The organism is Flavobacterium sp. HJSW_4 (assembly GCF_042436695.1).
Taxonomy (GTDB): Bacteria; Bacteroidota; Bacteroidia; order Flavobacteriales; family Flavobacteriaceae; genus Flavobacterium.
Genome location: NZ_JBHNPP010000025.1, coordinates 1 through 20,609, shown reverse-complemented (window position 1 = coordinate 20,609; position 20,609 = coordinate 1). Strand labels below are relative to the sequence as shown.

General features: G+C 32.7%; 22 protein-coding genes and 1 tRNA gene. 9 read left to right on the top strand and 14 right to left on the bottom strand.

All coding sequences use genetic code 11. The features are described from left to right. Positions 1–18: 18 nt before the first annotated feature. The 5 genes from ACE01P_RS19215 to ACE01P_RS19195 form a co-directional block, all read right to left on the bottom strand. The gene (locus ACE01P_RS19215; protein WP_379700661.1) at positions 19–765 is read right to left on the bottom strand and encodes a hypothetical protein; all 747 of its coding nucleotides are present in this window, start codon (positions 763–765) and stop codon (positions 19–21) included. After that, entirely contained in the window at positions 752–1,312 is a 561-nt protein-coding gene (locus tag ACE01P_RS19210; RefSeq protein WP_379700660.1) for an RNA polymerase sigma factor, read from the bottom strand. Before ACE01P_RS19210 ends, ACE01P_RS19215 begins: the two co-directional genes overlap by 14 nt. A gap of 257 nt (positions 1,313–1,569) precedes the next feature. Then, entirely contained in the window at positions 1,570–3,501 is a 1,932-nt protein-coding gene (locus ACE01P_RS19205) for a DUF2207 domain-containing protein (protein WP_379700659.1), read from the bottom strand. Between the two features lie 13 nt (positions 3,502–3,514). Next, on the bottom strand, positions 3,515–4,066 hold the full coding sequence (locus tag ACE01P_RS19200) for a LemA family protein (protein WP_379700658.1): 552 nt from the start codon (positions 4,064–4,066) through the stop codon (positions 3,515–3,517). Between the two features lie 60 nt (positions 4,067–4,126). Then, complete coding sequence (locus tag ACE01P_RS19195) at positions 4,127–5,104, bottom strand: polyprenyl synthetase family protein (RefSeq protein WP_379700657.1); 978 nt, start codon at positions 5,102–5,104, stop codon at positions 4,127–4,129. A gap of 160 nt (positions 5,105–5,264) precedes the next feature. On the opposite strand from ACE01P_RS19195, the gene ACE01P_RS19190 reads away from it, so the two are divergent. After that, positions 5,265–6,125, top strand: a complete 861-nt coding sequence (locus ACE01P_RS19190; RefSeq protein ID WP_379700656.1) for a hypothetical protein — start codon at positions 5,265–5,267, stop codon at positions 6,123–6,125. 84 nt (positions 6,126–6,209) lie between these two features. Here the strand turns inward: ACE01P_RS19190 and rlmN are convergent, their stop codons facing one another. Further along, positions 6,210–7,253: a 23S rRNA (adenine(2503)-C(2))-methyltransferase RlmN gene (gene rlmN, locus ACE01P_RS19185; protein WP_379700655.1), complete on the bottom strand. Its 1,044-nt coding sequence runs from the start codon at positions 7,251–7,253 to the stop codon at positions 6,210–6,212. A gap of 370 nt (positions 7,254–7,623) precedes the next feature. Between rlmN and ACE01P_RS19180 the strand changes: the two genes are divergently transcribed. The 7 genes from ACE01P_RS19180 (at position 7,624) to ACE01P_RS19150 (ending at position 13,173) form a co-directional block, all read left to right on the top strand. Next, positions 7,624–8,184, top strand: coding sequence for a YceI family protein (locus ACE01P_RS19180; RefSeq protein ID WP_379700654.1), 561 nt, complete (start codon positions 7,624–7,626; stop codon positions 8,182–8,184). Positions 8,185–8,475: 291 nt separating this feature from the next. Then, a complete protein-coding gene (locus ACE01P_RS19175) occupies positions 8,476–9,045 on the top strand; it encodes a YceI family protein (protein WP_379700653.1) in 570 nt (189 codons plus the stop codon). Between the two features lie 3 nt (positions 9,046–9,048). Then, a complete protein-coding gene (locus tag ACE01P_RS19170) occupies positions 9,049–10,497 on the top strand; it encodes a hypothetical protein (RefSeq protein ID WP_379700652.1) in 1,449 nt (482 codons plus the stop codon). A gap of 12 nt (positions 10,498–10,509) precedes the next feature. Further along, positions 10,510–11,061 carry a hypothetical protein gene (locus tag ACE01P_RS19165; protein ID WP_379700651.1) on the top strand — a complete coding sequence of 184 codons (552 nt, stop codon included), beginning with the start codon at positions 10,510–10,512 and terminating at the stop codon, positions 11,059–11,061. 176 nt (positions 11,062–11,237) lie between these two features. Continuing rightward, entirely contained in the window at positions 11,238–11,636 is a 399-nt protein-coding gene (locus tag ACE01P_RS19160) for a hypothetical protein (RefSeq protein ID WP_379700650.1), read from the top strand. A gap of 110 nt (positions 11,637–11,746) precedes the next feature. Then, positions 11,747–12,388 carry an O-methyltransferase gene (locus ACE01P_RS19155; protein WP_379700649.1) on the top strand — a complete coding sequence of 214 codons (642 nt, stop codon included), beginning with the start codon at positions 11,747–11,749 and terminating at the stop codon, positions 12,386–12,388. A 65-nt stretch (positions 12,389–12,453) separates the two neighbouring features. Next, positions 12,454–13,173 (top strand): phytanoyl-CoA dioxygenase family protein, encoded by a 720-nt coding sequence (locus ACE01P_RS19150; protein ID WP_379700648.1) that lies wholly within the window; start codon positions 12,454–12,456, stop codon positions 13,171–13,173. A gap of 229 nt (positions 13,174–13,402) precedes the next feature. Here ACE01P_RS19150 and ACE01P_RS19145 read toward each other — a convergent pair whose 3' ends face one another. From ACE01P_RS19145 to ACE01P_RS19115, 7 genes are all read right to left on the bottom strand, one after another. Next, positions 13,403–13,966, bottom strand: coding sequence for a phosphatase PAP2 family protein (locus ACE01P_RS19145; protein WP_379700647.1), 564 nt, complete (start codon positions 13,964–13,966; stop codon positions 13,403–13,405). Position 13,967: 1 nt separating this feature from the next. Then, complete coding sequence (locus ACE01P_RS19140; protein ID WP_111422740.1) at positions 13,968–14,315, bottom strand: twin-arginine translocase TatA/TatE family subunit; 348 nt, start codon at positions 14,313–14,315, stop codon at positions 13,968–13,970. 152 nt (positions 14,316–14,467) lie between these two features. Beyond that, positions 14,468–16,714 carry a M1 family metallopeptidase gene (locus tag ACE01P_RS19135; RefSeq protein ID WP_379700646.1) on the bottom strand — a complete coding sequence of 749 codons (2,247 nt, stop codon included), beginning with the start codon at positions 16,712–16,714 and terminating at the stop codon, positions 14,468–14,470. A gap of 66 nt (positions 16,715–16,780) precedes the next feature. Beyond that, positions 16,781–17,287, bottom strand: coding sequence for a DUF6702 family protein (locus ACE01P_RS19130; RefSeq protein ID WP_379700645.1), 507 nt, complete (start codon positions 17,285–17,287; stop codon positions 16,781–16,783). Beyond that, positions 17,284–18,039 carry a hypothetical protein gene (locus ACE01P_RS19125; RefSeq protein ID WP_379700644.1) on the bottom strand — a complete coding sequence of 252 codons (756 nt, stop codon included), beginning with the start codon at positions 18,037–18,039 and terminating at the stop codon, positions 17,284–17,286. Before ACE01P_RS19125 ends, ACE01P_RS19130 begins: the two co-directional genes overlap by 4 nt. Beyond that, the gene (locus tag ACE01P_RS19120) at positions 18,029–18,682 is read right to left on the bottom strand and encodes a carboxypeptidase-like regulatory domain-containing protein (RefSeq protein ID WP_379700642.1); all 654 of its coding nucleotides are present in this window, start codon (positions 18,680–18,682) and stop codon (positions 18,029–18,031) included. Before ACE01P_RS19120 ends, ACE01P_RS19125 begins: the two co-directional genes overlap by 11 nt. Positions 18,683–18,743: 61 nt before the next feature. After that, on the bottom strand, positions 18,744–19,529 hold the full coding sequence (locus ACE01P_RS19115) for a carboxypeptidase-like regulatory domain-containing protein (protein WP_379700641.1): 786 nt from the start codon (positions 19,527–19,529) through the stop codon (positions 18,744–18,746). 163 nt (positions 19,530–19,692) lie between these two features. On the opposite strand from ACE01P_RS19115, the gene pepE reads away from it, so the two are divergent. Next, positions 19,693–20,400 carry a dipeptidase PepE gene (gene pepE / locus ACE01P_RS19110; RefSeq protein ID WP_379700639.1) on the top strand — a complete coding sequence of 236 codons (708 nt, stop codon included), beginning with the start codon at positions 19,693–19,695 and terminating at the stop codon, positions 20,398–20,400. A gap of 134 nt (positions 20,401–20,534) precedes the next feature. Here the strand turns inward: pepE and ACE01P_RS19105 are convergent. Continuing rightward, positions 20,535–20,607, bottom strand: a tRNA-Gly gene (locus ACE01P_RS19105). Positions 20,608–20,609: the final 2 nt, after the last annotated feature.

Sequence of the window (20,609 nt, the reverse complement as noted above, 5' to 3'; positions counted from 1 at the left end):
ATTGATTGATGTTTTTCTTTATTTTTTGATATTTCGATTTTCCACAGCAACTTTAACTGTGTGATAACTTTTATTGATCTTGGCTATCATTTTTTCTCTAAACGAAAGTTCCAATTCGCCGTCTACTTGATCCAATAAATTATTAGCATTTATTTTCACTTTAGGCTTTGGCTTAACTGCATTTTCTGCTAAAACTTTATTTTCAGCCGTTTCTAACAACTGATCGACATTTTCTTTTTTTGAAATTTCTGCAATTAAGCTCTGATTCTCTGCTGATTGTTTTTCTTGATTGTTTTTGATGATGATTGAAGACTCCGCTATTTGATTTTCTTCATTTTTAATAGTTTTATTTGAAATTTGTTCCGAGGCTTTGGGATTGCTTTTTTCTTGTTTTTTTGAAGATTCCTCTGAAGATTTTTCAGCAATCGCAGTTTCTGTTTTTACTGAATTAGCATTATGAATAACAGGCTCTGAAACCGATTCTTTTTGAGTTTCCGTTTCTTTCTCTACAATTACCGTTTCTGGTGTTTTAACTGCATCTTTATTTTGATTAAAAAACAGCGTTCCAACCAATAAAAACCCAATGAAACTGGCTGCTATAAACAACCATTTTCTTTTTGATTTTTTTGAATCCAATTTAATCGGTTTATTCTCTTCTGCTACACTCAACATCGCATCTAATCGATCCCAGGCTTTGTTGCTTGGTTCAATTTCACGTTGATTTAGCTTTTCACGGAAATCCTTTTCAAAATTATTCGGTTCCATTATCTTGTTTTTTTAAAATTGTAATTTGTGCTTGCAGCATTTTTCTAGCATGCGATAATTGCGATTTTGATGTTCCTTCATTAATCCCTAACATCTTGGCAATTTCATTGTGTTTGTAGCCTTCAATCGCATATAAATTGAAAACCATTTTGTAGCCGTCTGGCAAGGCATCAATTAAATACTGAATCTGTTCTACTGTAAACTGGCTATCGATTTCATTAAAGCTTTCTTCAACAAAAAATTCATCTTCAGCAAATTTTACTTTTTTCTGAACTCGTAAATAAGAAATGCATTCGTTAACCATAATTCTGCGGATCCAGCCTTCAAAACTTCCTTTGTGTTCAAACTTGCTTAAATTGGTAAACACTTTCATGAAAGCAGTTATCATTACATCTTCTGCCAGCTGTATGTCCTTTATATATTGTCGGCATACGCTTAACATTTTAGAAGAAAACTTACTATAAATCTGCTGCTGTGCCTGACGATTGTTCTCGGCAGCCAGCTTTATGATTTTAGTTTCTTCTTGATGTAATGCTATAATTTTCATTAATAAGCTTTCGGTTTTGGTTTTAGAAACAGACTTCTATTAGCATAGACGATTGTCGATTTGAAATGGTTGTATGGGAAGTAAAAAAAATCCAAAAAATAAATTCCAAACTATAATACATAGATACAAATTATTGACTTACTGACACTTAATATCAGATTCATTTATTTGGATTTTATAAAAAAACCTTGCTATAAAACTATTGCAAGGTTCATTAAAATAAAATATTCTTAAAAATAACAGTTTACGGACAAGTTTTACCAACCGCCGCCTCCGCCACCTCCGCCACCTCCGCCGGAACTTCCTCCACCAGAGCTGCCGCTACTCCAACTACCGCTGCTTCCACTACTACCGCCGCTACTGGATGATGAACTAGAAGAACTCGATGATCTGGTAGGATTTGGATTTACAGCTGCAGAACTTATTGAATTTGAAAGGCCAGACAAAAACATTGTTGGTCGAACATAAAACGAATCGTCCCCCTGATACCATTCTGGATTATACTTTGCCTGCTCTAAAATCTCTTCAAATTGTTTTCCCCAAACTATTTCTACATTTAATGCTATTGCATAAGGAAACAATTTTTCAAACAATTGTGGGGTCAATTCAGGCGGATTCAGCATATTCATCCTATCTTTCTCCGCCGTTTCGAGATATAATCTGAATCCTTTTAATTTAGAGATTGCTTCTGAACCTTTTTCTGTATTTCTGCCTATACTCCATGCATAAAAGATATACATAAGAAAAACAAAAAATATTGTAACAATTTGCATATCATTTAAAAAAGACATCGTAATTAAAAATATAAAGACACCTGGCAGCAAAACAAAAAATGATACAAATATTTTTAAAACAATCCATACTTGGTCGAAAGTCTTTTTCGAAAAGAGAAATGTTAATCCATAAATCACTATGATTAATCCGCAATAAAATATATAATTAATATATCCTTCAGTTTTAGAAAGCATTTCATAAAATAGTCCTGCACTTAAAAACACTAAAAAACCTACCCACTTTAAATTATTATTTTTTTCATACAAATTGTCCAAATCTATCTGTCTGGTTACATCTTGACTCCAATTCGAATATGCTTTTCCAAATATCCGATGATTTGAATCCTTAACTTTTATTTTCTTCTTTGAAAAGCTTCTTATAATCTCCGATTCTTCTCTACTTAAAGTCTTTAAATCTTTATTTAAAACTTCAATTTCATAATTATCTGCATTTGTAAGAACCCCATCTTCTAAGACTGGACATATTCTAATAGCGCCTTTTACAGCTGTATTAATTAGAGATGCCATATATGTTTTTTCTTTGATTTTCTTATGATAAACATAACCTACAATTGCAGGCGACCAATTGAAAGGAGGTACGAATTCAGGTATTATTGTTTTTTTGGCAGGCTCTTTTCCATGTTTTTTCCAACTTAAAAAAAAGAAAATAAGCATCCCAAGTACAAAAAGAACAGACCATAAGTACTCTTTTACCAGTTTATAATAAGATTCCAATTTCTGTAGCAAAGTTGGAGAATCAACAACTCCTTTTGGAAATGAAGCTGCAACAGTAAGCCCTTCGTTAGATCTAAGATTGCTTGCAGAGAAAGTCACAATTGTATTTTCCGAATTTAAAGAGCTCGTACAATTTGACCTTGTTGATCCTGCGGTGCCTGTATAACAATGCAAATTTTGGAACCGATTATTTTCTGATGGCAGAGAGATTTGACAAGTTGCATTATCAATAGGAAAATACCATCTATTTCCTGTTACGTTCCAGTACAGCTCATCATAATCATCAAAATACCCAATTTGAAAAGGCACACTGTAACTAATTTCATATTGATAAACCCCTTGTTCTAAAACAACATTTTTGCTCCCAATATAAATTTTCCAGTCGTATTTGCTTCTTTCTGTAAAATATTGTTCTTCTTTTCCATCTTTTTTAATGGAACTTATCGAATATTCTACATCAATCTGGTTGCCATTTTTATCTTCTCGGGTTAATGGCAACACCCTCAGCAAACCATGTCTAAACTCATTCCCTTCTGCTTTTATGGTAATGTTCTCTACAACCTGAATGGTTCCTGATTTTTCGATTTGAACTTTAACGTCAAAATCTAAAATTCGCTCCTGCGCCTGAATCTGATAAAATAAAACAGAAAATAATACTAAAAATACTTTTTTTAGAGACATATTAATAAACGATTTAAAACTGAACTTTAGGTAATTCTCTTTGATTCTGCTCTTCTAACTCGAGGTAATCTTTTTTCGGAAAACCAAAAATTCCAGCAATCAGATTACCTGGAAAAGATTCAACTGCAATATTATATTCTCTTACTGTCCCGTTATAATATCTTTTTGAGCGTTCTATTTCAGTTTCTATTTCTCCTAAATCAGACTGGAGATCTAAAAAATTAGTATTTGCTTTTAGGTCAGGATAGTTTTCTGCCAATGCAAAAACTGATCCCACAGCATTATTAAGCCGTTGATTCAGGTTTAGTTTTTCATCTGAATTATTAGTATTTAAAGCCTGATTACGAAGGTTTACAATAGACCTGAGTGTTTCCTTTTCATGTTCCATATACCCTTTTACAGTTTCTAAAATATTAGGAATCAGATCGAATCGCTTTTTTAAGATAATATCGATGCCGCTAAACGCTTCTTCTACACGATTTCTTTTGGAAACAAAACCGTTGTAAAGCACAATAAAGAAAATGATAATTAGTAGAAAAGAAACTGTAATAATTATGGTGGTCATACTTTAGAATTAAATTCGGAGCCCAAATTTAACAATAAAAATATTAACAAATCAACAGAATTATTTCTTTCTCTCAATAACGTAATTCACCATCAAAGTCAAAGCGTCTTTGTATTCTGAATCGGCAAAGTTTTGAAGTAAAGCAAGTGCTTCCTGCTGGAATTCGACCATTTTGTTTTCGGCGTAAGCCAAACCATTATTATTTTTTACAAAGGCGATAACTTCTTTTACGCGTTTTTTGTCTTTGTTGTGGTTTTTGATAGAGTTTATCAGCCACTTTTTTTCTTGTGGAGTACAAGTATTTAAAACGTGAATTAAAGGCAAAGTCATTTTTTGCTCTTTAATATCTATTCCTGTTGGTTTTCCGATTGCTTCGTCGCTATAATCGAATAAATCGTCTTTGATTTGAAAAGCCATTCCGATCAATTCGCCAAACTTACGCATGTTTTCAACTTGCGTATCATCTTCGATTACGGCTTTCGCGCCAAGCGCACAACATGCAGCAATAAGCGTTGCCGTTTTCTTTCTAATGATTTCGTAGTAAACGTCTTCAGTAATATCAAGTCTTCTTGCCTTTTCTATTTGAAGCAGTTCTCCTTCGCTCATTTCGCGAACAGCTACAGAAATAATTCTCAACAAATCAAAATCCCCATTGTCAATAGAAAGTAACAAACCTTTAGATAATAAATAATCACCAACTAAAACGGCGATTTTATTTTTCCAAAGTGCATTGATTGAGAAAAATCCGCGACGACGATTACTATCGTCTACAACATCATCGTGGACTAAAGTTGCTGTATGAATTAATTCAATTACAGAAGCTCCGCGATAGGTTCTTTCGTTGACAGTACCGCCAGAAACCATTTTTGCAGTAAGAAAAACAAACATCGGACGCATTTGTTTTCCTTTGCGGTTTACAATATAATATGTGATTCGGTTTAGCAACGCAACCTTAGAAGTCATCGACTCATGGAACTTTTTTTCGAAAAGTTCCATCTCGTTAAAAATGGGCTGCTTTATTTGAGACGTAATATTCATTTAATCACCAAATATACTATTTTAAATAAAAATACGTTGTGTATTTTAGGTTAGGATTTAAATAATTTATGCCTTAGCCTGAAAAAAATCTCCAAAAATGCTCTAACTAATACTGATTTGAATTCATTAACTTAAAAGAACAACCTAAACTATTTTATTTATGAAAACAAAACTTTTATTAATTAGCACATGTATTACTGTGTCTTTTTTCATCAGCTGTAATTCTGATGAAAAAACAAATGATGGATCGGGAGCGGCGATTACCAACGATGAGATTATAACCAACTCTAAAATCGATGCTTCTGTTGAGGATGTTACTAATATTGCTGAAGATCAATTTAGCTCTCAGCTTAACATAAATTCAAAACCAAGCGGACCAATAAAAAATTATCTTCCTAGCTGTGCAACAATCACTACGGTTTTAACCAACAATACTTGGACAAAAACAGTAGATTTTGGTGTTGAAGGCTGTACTCTTAATAACGGAAATACAGTAAAAGGTAAAATGGTTGTTTCTTTTTCAAACGATTTTACTTCTTCTACACAAACCATTAGCTATACTTTTGAAGGATTTTACCATAATGGTAAAGAAATTCAGGGAAGCAAAAGTATTGTGAGAACTATTAAAGAAACGAATTTATTAGTAACACCACACCCTGTTTCTACAGCTTCTATAGATTTGACTGTTAAGTTTGATGACGGAAAAATTTATTCAAGAAAAGGAACTTTGATAAAAGAAATGACTTCTGGTTACGACACGTGGTTCGATTGGGATGATAATGTGTTTGTTGTTACCGGAAGCGGTTCTACAACTTTTCCTAACGGAGATACTTTCTCTGCAGAAATTACAACTCCTCTTGAGTTTAATGCGGCTTGCAGAAAATCTATCGCTGTAAAAGGAATTGTTTCAATAACTAAAAATGGCGCTACAGCAACTATCGATTATGGTAGCGGAGAATGCGATACTCTTGTAAAAGTAACAAAAGACGGAGTTACAGAAGAAGTAGATTTGAAAAAATAAAGCATCCTTTTTGTCCAGAAAAAAAGCATTAAAAACGAGAAATCTCTTGTCTTTAATGCTTTTTTGTTTTTATGATTTAAAGGATTATCCTTCTTTGTTGGCTAATTGTCCGCAGGCAGCGTCGATATCTTTTCCTCGGCTTCTTCTCACTTTTACCACTACTCCGATATTTTCAAGTGCTTTTATGTAAGCCATAATCGATTCTTCTGAAGCTTGCTGGAATTCTCCATCATCAATTGGATTGTATTCAATTAAATTGACTTTGCAAGGCACATATTTACAGAATTTAACCAAGGCATCAACCGAAGCTTTATCGTCGTTAATTCCTTTCCAGACTACATATTCGTAAGAAATTTTGCTTTTCGTTTTTCTGTACCAATATTCTAGAGCTTCTCTTAAATCTTTTAAAGGAAAGTTTTTACTGAAAGGCATAATGCGTGCGCGAGTTTCATCTATAGCGGAGTGCAGAGAAACTGCTAATTTAAACTTCACATCGTCATCGGCCATTTTTTTGATCATTTTAGGAATTCCTGAAGTCGAAACCATGATTCGTTTTGGAGACATTCCTAAACCTTCCTCTGAAGTAATCATGTCGATTGCTTTAATGACATTGTTATAGTTCATTAAAGGTTCTCCCATTCCCATAAAAACAATATTCGAAAGTGGATGATTGTAATACAAACGGCTTTCTTTATCGATAGCTAGAACTTGATCGTAAATTTCACCTGGTTCTAGATTACGCATTCTTTTTAATCTTGCTGTTGCGCAGAAATTACAATCTAAACTACAACCAACCTGACTAGAAACACAAGCCGTAGTTCTAGTTTCTGTCGGAATTAAAACAGATTCTACTACAAGTCCGTCATGAAGTCTCACGGCGTTTTTTACTGTTCCGTCGCTACTTTTTTGCATTGTATCGACCTTAATATGATTGATAACAAAGTTGTTTTCAAGCATAGACCTTGTAGCTTTTGCCACATTTGTCATGTCTTCAAAACTGTGAGCGCCTTTGCTCCATAACCATTCGTAAACCTGATTTCCGCGAAAAGCTTTGTCTCCATTTTCAACAAAAAAATCGCGAAGCTGATCTTTTGATAAGGCTCGTATGTCTTTTTTCTCCATTTGCATGCTGCAAAGTTAATTTATTTCCACTGTTTTCTAAAACTTAAAGCACTTTCTGGTCTTTTTTCTTGATTTCTTCCTCAAAAAACAAGCTTAAAAAACGACACGAGATATTTTCAACCAAAAAACACAACAAACTAATAAGCAATTACTTACGCTTTATTTTCTTTTCCTTAAAGATAAAATCTGACTGATAATAGGCCATTCTCTCCTATACTATAACAATTTAATAAAACTTTAGCCATGATTTTTATCATTCCTTTTTGTTCGCGCGCGCGATAATTTTGGTCTAAGAAATAAGGATAGTTTTTAATTCTCAACCACTAACTGAATTTAAATCTTCCTTATTTGAATGATTAACCTATACTTTATCAACATGAAAACAATTCTATCATTTTTACTGACAGTAATTTTTACAACTATGGCATTACAGGCAAATGCTCAAAAAAATTATAGCGTAGCAGCAAACTCAACTTTTGAAGTAGCAGGAACTTCTACAGTACACGACTGGGTAATGAAATCTACAGAAGGAACAGGAATGGCCAATTTAATGGTTAAGGATTCTAAACTTTCTAGTATAAATAGTTTAAGAATTTCATTATTAGCTGAAAGTTTAAAAAGCTACAAAACTAGTATGGACCAAGTAGCTTATGAAGCTTTGGATACCGAAACTCATAAACACATTGAATACGTTTTAAAATCTGCTGAAAAAATAGATGACAACACTTGGAATCTAACCGGAGTTTACACTATTGCAGGAGTAAGCAAAGAATACAAAACTCAGGTAAAAGTAACTGCCAACAAAGGAAGCATTATTCTTCAAGGTTCTAACCAAATTACTTTTGGCGATTTTGAAATGACACCGCCTAAAGCTGCTCTTGGAGTTGTAAAAGCTGGAAAAGATTTAACGCTAATTTTCAATATCATTTTAAGCTAAAGAACTTCTGTGTAATGTTAAAAATAACATTCTTTTAAAAGTTTCTGATCTTCAAGCAAATGTTAAAATTATCAATTTAATAAAATTCAACTCCCAGTTTACTGATTTCGCAAAAAATGAAAACGTTGTAGTTATTAAATACCAATTTAATAAAATTTTAACAATGATTTTTATCATGTACCAAGCTGGTTTATAAGTAGATCTTTGATACAAGTTAAAAGTAAACAATAAACACTTAGAGATAGAATTGGCCGAGTTTATCTATTTTTTTTAATCAAAATCACAATTAAAATGAAAACCCATAAAATTAAATTATTCGCCCTTGTTTTTGCAATTTTCGGAATTACGTCACTTGCGACAGCACAAAAATCATACACTTTAGACAACAAATCAACTTTTTCTGTAGCTGGTACATCTACACTTCACGACTGGGAGATGAAATCGGCTTCTGGAACAGGAACTGCCTCTTTAAACATTGCTAACGGAAAGCTAACGGACATAGAAGCATTGACAATAAGTCTTTTAGCGGAAAGCGTAAAAAGCGAGAAGAAAAGCATGGATAAAGTGGCTTACGAAACCCTAAAAACAGATAAAAACAAACAAATTAAATATGTTCTGAAATCTGCTGAAAAAGTAAACGAAACGACTTGGGAATTAACTGGAACTTACACCATTGCCGGAGTTAGCAAAGTTTACAAAACTTCTGTAAAAACAACGGTTACAAAAGATGGTTTAAATCTTCAGGGATCTAACAAAATCACTTTTACAGATTTCGGAATGAAATCTCCAACAGCAATGCTTGGAACAATAAAAACAGGTCAGGACCTAACTATAAAATTTAATTTAACCTTTAATTTATAAGCCATGAAGAAGATTTATATCCTATTTATTACAGTAATTAGCACATTTACAGTTCAGGCACAAGTTAGCTTTGGAAATATGCAAAACCAAATCTCTCGAGGGAAAGATGGTATCAACGTTTTCGACGTTCAAAAAGATGATAGAGAATTTAAAGGTTTAAGCATTGACCTTGGTGGAGCTTTCAACATGGATTTTCAAGCAACAAATTCATTCAACGACCAGCCTGCTAATTCTACCACGACTACAACTAATGGAGGTACAACGACCGTTAGAACCATTACTGGATATCGTTTAATGAATACTGAAAACAATTTTACTCTTCCTGGAGCTGACCTATACCTTGGTGCTCAATTGTTTGACGGTGTACGAGTAAATTTAGATGTTTATTTGGCATCAAGACACCACAATGATGCTTATGTAAAAGGAGGTTATTTACAAATTGACAAGTTAGACTTCATTAAAAAAGATTTCTTGGCAGATGTAATGAAATATGCTACCATTAAAATTGGACAAATGGAGAACAATTTTGGTGATGCTCACTTTAGAGGTTCAGATAATGGTAATACAATCAGAAATGCATTTGTTGGAAACAACATCATGTATTCTTTCACCACAGAAATGGGTATGGAGGTTTACTACAACAGAAGCGGATGGGTAAGCATGTTGGGTGTTACAAATGGTAATTTAAATCAGAGTAATGAAGAAGTTTTTTACACTACTGGTCCAAACACCAATACAACACATAGCCCTTCAATCTTAGCTAAATTCGGTTATGACAAACAGGTTTCTCCAGATTTAAGAATAAGACTTACTGGTTCTTACTACCATAATGCGAATCTTGGTAATGCAAACATTTACTCTGCTAATAGATCAGGATTTGGTTATTGGGGAATATTGAATAATAACGCTTACACCAATACCGTTACTCGAACTGATGCTAACGGAAATGTTACTATAACGAATACAGATGTTCCTACTAGTTTCAGTAAGACTTCTACTCCAGAGGCAACGTTCAACCCTAATTTTAAAAACTGGGCTACGACATACATGATTAACCCTTTTGTAAAATACAAAGGACTTGAATTCTTCGGAACTATCGAATTAGCTTCAGGAGGAGATAAAGCTGGAACTGATGACAAACGTACAGCAAATCAATATGCAACAGAGCTTATTTACAGATTTGGAAAAACAGAACAATTCTATCTAGGAGGAAAATACAATACAGTATCTGGAAAATTATCTAATGCTGATGCGAAAGAAGTTACCGTAGATAAATTTGAAGCAAGTGCTGGTTGGTTTATGACTAAAAATATCTTAGCTAAATTAAACTACGTTAATCAAAACTATAAAAATTACTCACAATTTGTGGGAAATCCTGCAACTGGGAATGCTAACAACTTTTATGGAGGAAAATTTAATGGTTTAGTATTCGAAGCAGTAATTGCATTCTAATATGAAAAAAAAATGAAAACAAGATTTTCAATATTGATTATGGGTTTAACAATGTTCTTTTTACTAGGAAGTGCTAAACCCACTTTTTTTCCAGAAGATACTGCTGTGGTAATAAATAAAATAAAAATAGAAATCACAGGTCTATCAACTGTAGGCAAATACAATTGCTCTAATACTTTCCCTATAAAAGATACTGTCTTTGTAAATTCAGTCAAAAAAAATACATTTAATACCGAAATAAAAATGTCAAACTTTGATTGTGGCAACAAAGTCATGACCAAAGATTTACAGGGAACTGTAAAGGTTAAAAAATTCCCGAACAGTACCGTTTCTATTAGTGATATAAAACCTTCGGGGAAAAATTACAAATGCAGACTAAACTTTTATATCACTGATAAAACACTTAAATACAAAGATTTCATCTTATACAATACTGACGATAAAATTCAAGGAACTCTAAGTTTGAAATTTTCTGATATTGAACTAGAAGCTCCCGTGAAGATGGCGGGTTTAATTAAAGTTAAAGACGATATTATAATTAATTTCAGCTTATATAAAAACTAATTTTCCGCATTAAAAAAAATAAACAGCAGGCATACAAAAATCAAAATTTGGCACAAGAATTGTTTTGCTCTCAAAAGAAAACATAATCTTACAAAGAGCTCAATCATTTTAAAATTTGTAACTTTATTTTTCAGCCATTTAACCTTTAAGTTTTATCAACCTAAAAAAATTAAATTATGAAAAAACAGATTTTGAGTTTAGCTGTAATTGCTTTATTAGCATTCGCTGTTCAATCATGCGAGAAAAAAGAGAACAAAACTGCAGAAGACGAATTAACTCTTGGAAACAAAGTGGATACTCTTACTTCTGATATCGAAGAAGTAAAAGACACTGTAGTAAACAAAGCTGAAAACGCCGCTGCAAAAGCAAAAGATGCTACAGAAAATGCGGCTAACGATGTAAAAGATGCAACTAAAAAAGCAGCAAATGACGTTGAAAATGCAGCCAAAAAAACAGCAAATGACGTAAAAGACGCAACTAAAAAAGGAGCAGAAAAAGTAGAAAATGCTGCCAAAGCTGCTAAAGACGGAACTGTAAAAACTGCTAAAGATGTAGATGCAGCTTTGAAAAAATAAATTTCATCTAAATCTAAACAGAAACCATTCGTAAAACGAATGGTTTTTTTATGCCCAATACTAAGCGTATATTTTTGTATTTTTGTAGCTAAATTACAAGATACTACAACATGCATTTTATATCTCAAGAATTAGAAGATTATATCGAACAGCATTCTGAAAAAGAACCAGAATTGTTGGCAAAACTCAATAAAGAAACCTACCAAAAAATACTTTTACCAAGAATGCTAAGCGGTCATTTTCAAGGCCGTGTTTTAAGTATGCTTTCTAAATTGATTCGTCCTGTAAATATTCTTGAAATCGGAACTTACACTGGTTACGCAGCTTTATGTTTATGCGAGGGAATGCAGGAAAACGGTCAATTACATACTATTGATATTAAAGAAGAATTGGTCGATTTTCAGCGAAAATATTTTGATATGTCTCCTTGGGGAAAACAAATTTTTCAGCATTTAGGTGAAGCTGTAAATATTATTCCAGATTTAGATGTAAAATTTGATTTGGTTTTTATTGATGCTGATAAAGAAAACTATTTGAATTACTGGGAAATGATTGTTCCAAAAATGAATAAAGGTGGTATCATTTTGTCTGATAACGTTCTTTGGAGCGGAAAAATTCTAGATCCAGTTCACCCAAACGATGTAAGCACAAAAGTACTTTTAGAATATAATCAGCTTTTAAAAGATGATCCTCGAGTTGAAACGGTTTTATTACCAATTCGTGATGGATTGACGGTTTCGAGAGTATTATAGATTTTTGAGATTCTAAGTTGCTAAGGCGCTAAGATTCTAAGTTTTTCTTTTTAAAAGCAATTAAAATGACTTATTTAAATCAGATTGATACTGAAGGTTTTTCAATTATAAATAATGTTTTTACAGAAACTGAAATTGAAAATATAATTTCGTTGATTGAAAACAAAACTACAGATAATCAAAAAAATGCGACTTTCAGAAAGTCTCAAGATTTATTTGCGATTAGACAATTTCATAAAGAAATTCCAGAAACCCTTCCTTTTGTTTTTAATAAAAATCTGCAGGAAATTATAAAATCTACTTTTGGAGAAGGCTTTTTTATAACCAAATCAATCTATTTTGATAAACCTGAAAAATCGAATTGGTTTGTGGCTTATCATCAGGATTTAACGATTTCTGTTGATCAGAAGATTGAAGTAGAAAATTTCGAAAATTGGACCGTAAAACAAAATCAATTTGCGGTTCAACCTCCAACAGAAATATTAGAGAATAATTTCACAATCAGAATTCATATTGACAAAACCACTAAAGACAATGGTGCTTTAAAAGTGATTAATAATTCACATTCAAAAGGAATTTTGAGAATTGAGAATCTTGATTTTGAAAATGAAAAAGAAACAATTTGTGAAGTCGAGAAAGGCGGCATTATGATTATGAAACCTTTATTGTTTCACGCATCAAACAAAACGACAAATAACGAACGCAGAAGAGTAATCCACATTGAATTTAGCAGACAACAACTCCCAAATGGCTTAGAATGGAGCGAAAAAACAATTCTAAATTAGTTTTTTTTAAAGATGCTAAGGTTCTGAGATACTAAGATTCTAAGTTTTTTGAACTGAATTAAAATATATTTTGAGTTGTCTTCAGCTTTAGCTGAAGGTTATTAAAAGCTTAAAAAGAAAAGGCTTTAGCCGAAATACATTTGTATTTTGACTAAAGCCTTTTAGTATTATAAAGTAAGAAGTAAGAACTTAGAATCTTAGTATCTCAGAACCTTAGTATCTTTAAAATTTATCCTGGAAAGTATTGCGGTTTCAGTTTTCGATACACTAAATAAATAAGTGATCCGAAAAGTGCTCCGAAGAAATATCCAGCAAGGATATCACCTGGAAAATGCAATCCTAAATAAATTCGGCTGTAAGCAAAAATTAAAGGCCAAAGGAATAAAAATCCGAAATATTTAAAGTGGCGTTTTAAAACTAAGAATAAGAAAGTTGCCACCGCCATAGTATTTGCGGCATGTCCAGAGAAAAAACTAAAAGATTTTCTAACCTGAACCACTCTAATGATTGAATTAACCTCAGGATCATTACAAGGGCGCAAACGCTGAAAAGTGTGTTTGAATAAATTACAAGTCTGATCTGTAAAAGCAATCAGAATGGCTATAAAAAGCAATAAATACAGAGTTTGTTTTCCTCCTATTTTTTTATAAATAAGATAGAATAGAAATAAGAAAAATGGCGTCCAATACAATTGATTGGTAATGATAAGCCATAATTTATCGTATGTTTCAGAACCTAATCCGTTAAGAAAGATTAAAAGCTCTTTATCTAATTCCTGTATTTTTTCAAGCATATTACATTTGGCGTTTTATAGGTCCAGAAAGGGTATCAATGTCTTCTTTTACTTTTTCGATTTCAGTTGCAGTATCTCCTAAAAGATTTCCTGTATCTCCAAGTAAATTAGATTTTGCATTATTAATTTCTGCATTAATATTTCCAGTAATATCATTCAAAGATTTTGCATCAAGGCCATTAGCCTCTGCTCCTTTTTGAATTTCACTTTTAATATCATTAGTTGCATTTTTTAATTGAGCCATAGCTTTCCCCATTGTACGAGCAATTTCTGGCACTTTATCAGAACCAAAAAGCATTAGCACTATAAACAGTATGAAAACTAGTTCTCCTCCTCCTATACCAAACATAACTTTTATTTTTGTTGTCGCAAAGATATTAAACTTTTCAGCTTAGAGTTTTAAAATTAACTTAAAAAGTCCTTTAAAATACATTTCCTAAAAAGAAAAAAGTCCATCAAGCTTTTAAACCTGATGAACTTTTCATTTCATTTTTATTTTATTTAGTCAAATTTTGACTTTGTTTCTACTTTTGGCCAAGAGTTGTTTGTCACATCAATATCTGCCGTCAGCAATTGCGGGTCAATTTGAATGCTTTTAATTGCTTTTGTAGTAGCGTAAACTTTTTTAGCAGTTTCATTACTTTTTCTCCAGATTTGCGCTGGATATTTGTAATTGTCTTTAGAACCGTCTTCGTAAGTTATCTCTACTAAAATAGGCATAATCATTCCGCCTGGTTTATTAAATTCTACTTCATAGAAATATTTAGGAGATTTAATAGAAGCTTTTTCTTCAGCAGTGAAAGTCTGATCTACATAATCTGCCAAAGGTTTGAAATCTTCTACTTTTAAAGCTTTTTTCTTAGAACTGTTAACTTCTGCATTATCTCCAGCAACTAAGTAAACAAAAGGTCCTTTATCATATCCAAAACGCCCTTTTCTTACTTTAATATCTTTAATATCTGCAGTTGGAGTATCTGAAACGTAGTATTGTTTTACATCTTTAATTCCGATATCTACGAAATCTGTTGAGTAGAACCAACCTCTCCAGAACCAATCCAAATCTACTGCAGAAGCATCTTCCATCGTTCTAAAGAAATCTTCTGGAGTTGGGTGCTTAAATTTCCATCTGTTTGCATATGTTCTGAATGCGTGATCGAATAATTCTCTTCCCATAACTACTTCTCTTAGAATATTAAGACCTGTAGCTGGTTTTCCGTAAGCGTTATTTCCAAATTGGTGAATTGTCTCAGAGTTTGACATAATTGGCTCTAAGAACTTTTGATCACCACTCATGTAAGGAACAATATTTTTTGCTGGCCCTCTTCTTGAAGGGAAATTTGAATCTAATTCTTGCTCAGCTAGATATTCTAAAAATGAATTCAAACCTTCATCCATCCAAGTCCATTGGCGCTCATCTGAATTTACAATCATCGGGAAGAAAGTGTGCCCAACTTCGTGGATAACAACACCAATCATACCGTTTTTAATTTCTTTGCTTGTCACTCCGTTTTCGTCAGGACGACCAAAGTTCCAGCAAATCATTGGATATTCCATACCTTGATCTTCAGCAGAAACTGAAACTGCTTTTGGATAAGGATAATCAAAAGTATGTGCAGAATAGCTTTTTAAAGTATGAGCAACAACCATTGTAGAAGTTTCTCCCCAAAGTGGATTTGCTTCTTTTGGATAAACAGATTCTGCCATAACAACTCTGTTTCCAATTTTCACAGCCATTGCATCGTAAATGAATTTTCTAGAAGAAGCAATTCCGAAATCACGAACATTTTTAGCACTGAATTTCCAAGTTTTTTTCTTTTCAGAGAAACCTTTTTCTGCTGCTTCTGCTTCTGCTTGCGTTACAATAACAACAGGTTTGTCAAATGCTTTTTGAGCTTGCTCGTATCTTTTTACCTGTTCAGTAGTAAATACTTCGCTTCTATTTGTTAATTCTCCTGTCGCATCGATAACGTGATCTGCAGGAACTGTAATGTTTACGTCAAAGTTTCCGAAAGGAAGAGCAAACTCTCCGCTTCCCCAGAATTGCATATTTTGCCATCCTTCAACATCGTTGTAAACTGCCATTCTTGGGTAGAATTGTGCAATTACATATAATTTATTTCCGTCTTTCTCGAATAATTCATATCCAGAACGACCACCTCCTTCTTTTCTGTAGTTATTGATATTGTACCACCATTTGATTGAAAAAGAAATTTTTTCTCCAGGTTTTAAAGGTGAAGTCAAATTAATACGCATCATTGTTTCATTGATCGTATAAGACATTGCGCTTCCTTTTACATCTTTAACTTGCTCGATATTAAAACCGCGCTCTAAATCTTTTTTCAAATATTTAGTAGAAAAACCATCCAATGGAAGAACTTGACTAATCTTATCACTTTCTGCTAATGTGCTTTGTGTATTAGCTTTTGCCTGATTTTGATCTAACTGTACCCATAAATATTCCAGACTGTCTGGCGAATTATTTGTATAGGTAATAGTTTCAGATCCACTTAATTTTGAATTTTTATCATCCAATTCAATATCAATTTTGTAATCTGCTTGCTGTTGGTAATAAGCAGGTCCTGGAGCCCCAGAAGCTGTACGAAACATATTTGGAGTCGCCAGCAAATCATACATTTGGCTAAACTTATTCGTATCGTACTTTCCCTGTTGTCTAGTGGGTGTGGTTGTTGCTTTATCCTGCGCCACTAACATTGCAGGAAAAAGTAATAATAATGAAAGTTTTTTCATAAAAATTTAATGGTAATTTCTTTAGGCTGTGAAAATAGTAATTAAAACATTAATTTTATCCATACATTAATATTTTAACAATTCTTTCCTTGAAGATTCTGTAAAAAGAACACTTCTTTTGGTGTCAAATGCTGAAATATGTGTAATGTTTTGCTGTTCTGAATTCCAATCTACCAAAATCGTGTTTGAAATCTCTAGGGTTTTGAATTTATCTATATCCTTAATTCTTGAATAACAAACCAAAACATCATCAGCTTCGACTTCTTTAGACAAGAAAGTTATCGCTTTTGACTGCCCATTTACTTTAATTAAAAAATGCTCTGATAAATATTTTTTTAATAATTCAACATCTGCCGGGGTTTCCTTGCTTGTACCAACAAACGTTTTTTTGTGATACTTTTTCTCCATTGCATTATTCAAATCATCAATAAAAATGCGGGAAGTAATTTGCAGCATCTTCTTTTCTGCAGCATAATTTACTTGAAAAACACCCACATAAAATTTATGAAAAGCAAATGCTGAAGACAATACAAACAAAATTCCCAGCAAAGGGTAAACTAACTTTTTTTTCATTTTTGAGTAGCCTCAGCTTTCTTAAATTCTTTATTCTTATTAATCATAAAGTCCATTAACTGGAATTTCTGATCTGGATCTACTAATTGCTTAGAATGTGGATCGTTTGAGCAGTACATTAAGAAAAGCTCAATTTCGTCGTCTTTAAGATTAAGTGTTTTAGAATAAAAATCTTTTGTAAAATTGTCTTTAGCATATTCTACAAAAGCTATATCTGTAACTTCTTCCTCTCTTACTTCGTCTTTTTTACTCAAAAGTTTTTTGACATCTTTAAAAATTCGAACAAAATCGGTTCCGTATTTTATAGTCTGATCCGACATCATGGCATTGTTTTTTGCAGTAGATTGCTTATCGTCTTCAAACTGCATATCCACATATTTCTGTGAACCACCTTGCATCGACTTTACTTTTAAATCTTTATGAACGACAACTTCTTTAAGCTGATTGTTGACCAAATCCAATTTTACTTTTAAAAGAATCTGAGCACAATCTTGTTCTGTTAAAACTATTTTTTTTGATTGAAATGTCAGACCAGAGAACAACAAAGTGTCTTTTGGCTGTGCAGCAATATCAAACAAACCACCAGGACCAATAAATGTCCGAACATTAGCATTGATATTCATTACATAACCACTTTCTATGGCTAAAAAATCATTTATAACCTGACCGTGTAATGGTTTCCTAAAACCGTTTTGCCCTAATACAAATTGACATAATAAGCAGACAACGAGTACTCCTAATTTATTTTTCATTTTCGAGAATTGTTAGATATTTTCTTGCTAGATCTGTGATTAAAAACATACTCATTGTTTTGTTTTTAGTATTCAAAGATACAGCAAATTCAGCATCATCTACACAAAATAATTGAAATCCTTTTATATCATCTACCGGAATTTTCAATCGGTTTGTATAATAATTCTCGTCGAAAAGATATTCGAGTTTTCTAAAAAGGACTTCTTTTTTCTCTACATTCACTTCTTTTTTCAGCATCGCTGTTCGTCCCGAAATTTTATTCAACAGCTTATCAATCGATGTTGAAGTAGCTGTATAAACCTTTCGCTCTGCAGGCGTATATTTTTTTTGTCCGTATGGAATTATTCCTAAATTTTCAGCTGTTATATTGGCATTTTCATTAACAACAACTTCTTTTAATTCCACTTCTTTAGCGGTCATTTTTATAACTAAAGAACCAACAGCCAAATCTTCTGCAGTTATTCGACGTTTAACGGGATCTAAGTTTACAGCAGAAAAAACCAAAACATCTCCTTCTCGTACAGCAATCGAAAAATTACCATCAGAATCTGAAACCGTAGCAACTTGCGTGGCATTATTTATAATATTAACACCTTCAACTGAAGTCGATTGCTCCTGCACTTTCCCTACCAACAACTTCACATCAGTTTTTTGCCCAAAACCAATCTGAACAAAAAAAAGAAAAACAAAAATTGATATAATCCTACTTACCCTCACTAGCAATCATTTCTTTATACTTTACAGCCAATTCTCCTAAAAGAAATTCTGTAGAAGTTTTATTTTTAGAATTTAAAATTACAGTAAACTTATCATTCTCAATTGCATAATATTCAAAGCCTTTTACATAATCTGCTGGAATTTTTAATCGGTAAATAAAGTGCTCCAGACTAAACATATTCTCCAAAAGCCTCATAAAAAATTCCTTTTTCTCAACTGCAACTTCTTTCTTAAGCATTGCTGTTCTTCCTGAGAAAAAATTCAACAACGGATCTGCCGAAATAGAACCTCCCGCCATAAGAGAACCTTCGCCTGAAGAGCCGCTATTTGCTGTCGGATTTAATGCTGTCGCCGTCTGCAATTTACGTTCTGCTGCAGTATATTTCTTTTGCCCCATCGGAATCACCCCCAAACTTTCGGCATTAATATTATCATATCTCCGCACAACAACCTCTTGCAATTGATACATCACCATATTGAGATTGACGATAAAATTAAGATTTGAAAAATCTTCTTGCTTCAGCATCACTCTTTTTTCTTTAAAGCTTATTGAAGAAAAAACCAGAACATCATCTGCTTTTGCAGAAATCGAAAAAGATCCTGATGCATTTGTTGTCACCGTTTCTTCTGTTTGTGCATTGATTACATAAATACCCTCTAAATCCGAGGCATTCGAAACCACTTTACCATTAAAGATAGAACGATCTTGACTTTGAGACCAGCAAGCCTGTCCCGCAACAACAATTAAAAAACAAGTAATTTTCTGAAACAAAATAAAATAAATTAAAAATATTCTTAAAACGGTAAAAATATCTCAAGTCATTCCAAATTTAGTATTAATAACATGGTAAAAATATGTTAATTAAAACATTAAAAATTTAGACAAAAACAGAGTTTTTAATACCTTTAACAAACAAATTTTGAGTTTAAAAATCATGAAAAGCGTTATCATTGCAAGCACCTCTACTTTGCACGGAGGCAACTACTTAGAATATCTTTTACCTACTTTAAAAACACATTTTAAAAACTGTAAAACAATCTTATTTATTCCGTATGCGCGTCCAGGAGGAATTTCGCATGACGAGTACACAAAAAAAGTTGCAGAGGCTTTTGCAACAATTAATATTGATGTTAAAGGAATTCATGAATTTGAAAACGCACAAGATGCAGTGAAAAATGCTGAAGGAATTTTTACAGGCGGAGGAAATACTTTTCTACTAGTCACTCAGCTTTACAAAAATAATGTTATGCAATTACTTTCTGAAACTGTAAAAAACGGCACTCCATATCTTGGATCAAGCGCAGGAAGCAATATTTGCGGCTTATCAATGCAAACTACGAACGATATGCCTATAATTTATCCTCCAAGTTTTCAAACTTTAGGGTTAATTCCATTCAATTTAAATCCACATTATTTAGATGCCGATTTACAATCTAAACACATGGGCGAAACTCGTGAAACAAGAATTAAGGAATTTCACGCATTTAATTCTATTCCGGTTTTAGGTTTAAGAGAAGGAAGCTGGCTGGAAGTTAAAGGCGAAAAAATTACTTTGAAAGGAGATTTGTCTGCTCGTTTATTCAAACAAAACGAAATTCCGACGGAGTTAGAAACAGAAAGTGACTTGAGCTATCTGAAATAATTTTTAAACCATATAAGTGATATAAGTTCATTTGAAAGCTAAAATTAAAAAACTTACAATTTCTTATATCACTTATGGTTAAAAAAAACAAATAAAAACAAAAAAGCCTCAAACAGTGTTTGAGGCTTTTGAAGAGCGAAAGACGAGGCTCGAACTCGCGACAACCAGCTTGGAAGGCTGGAGCTCTACCAACTGAGCTACTTTCGCAT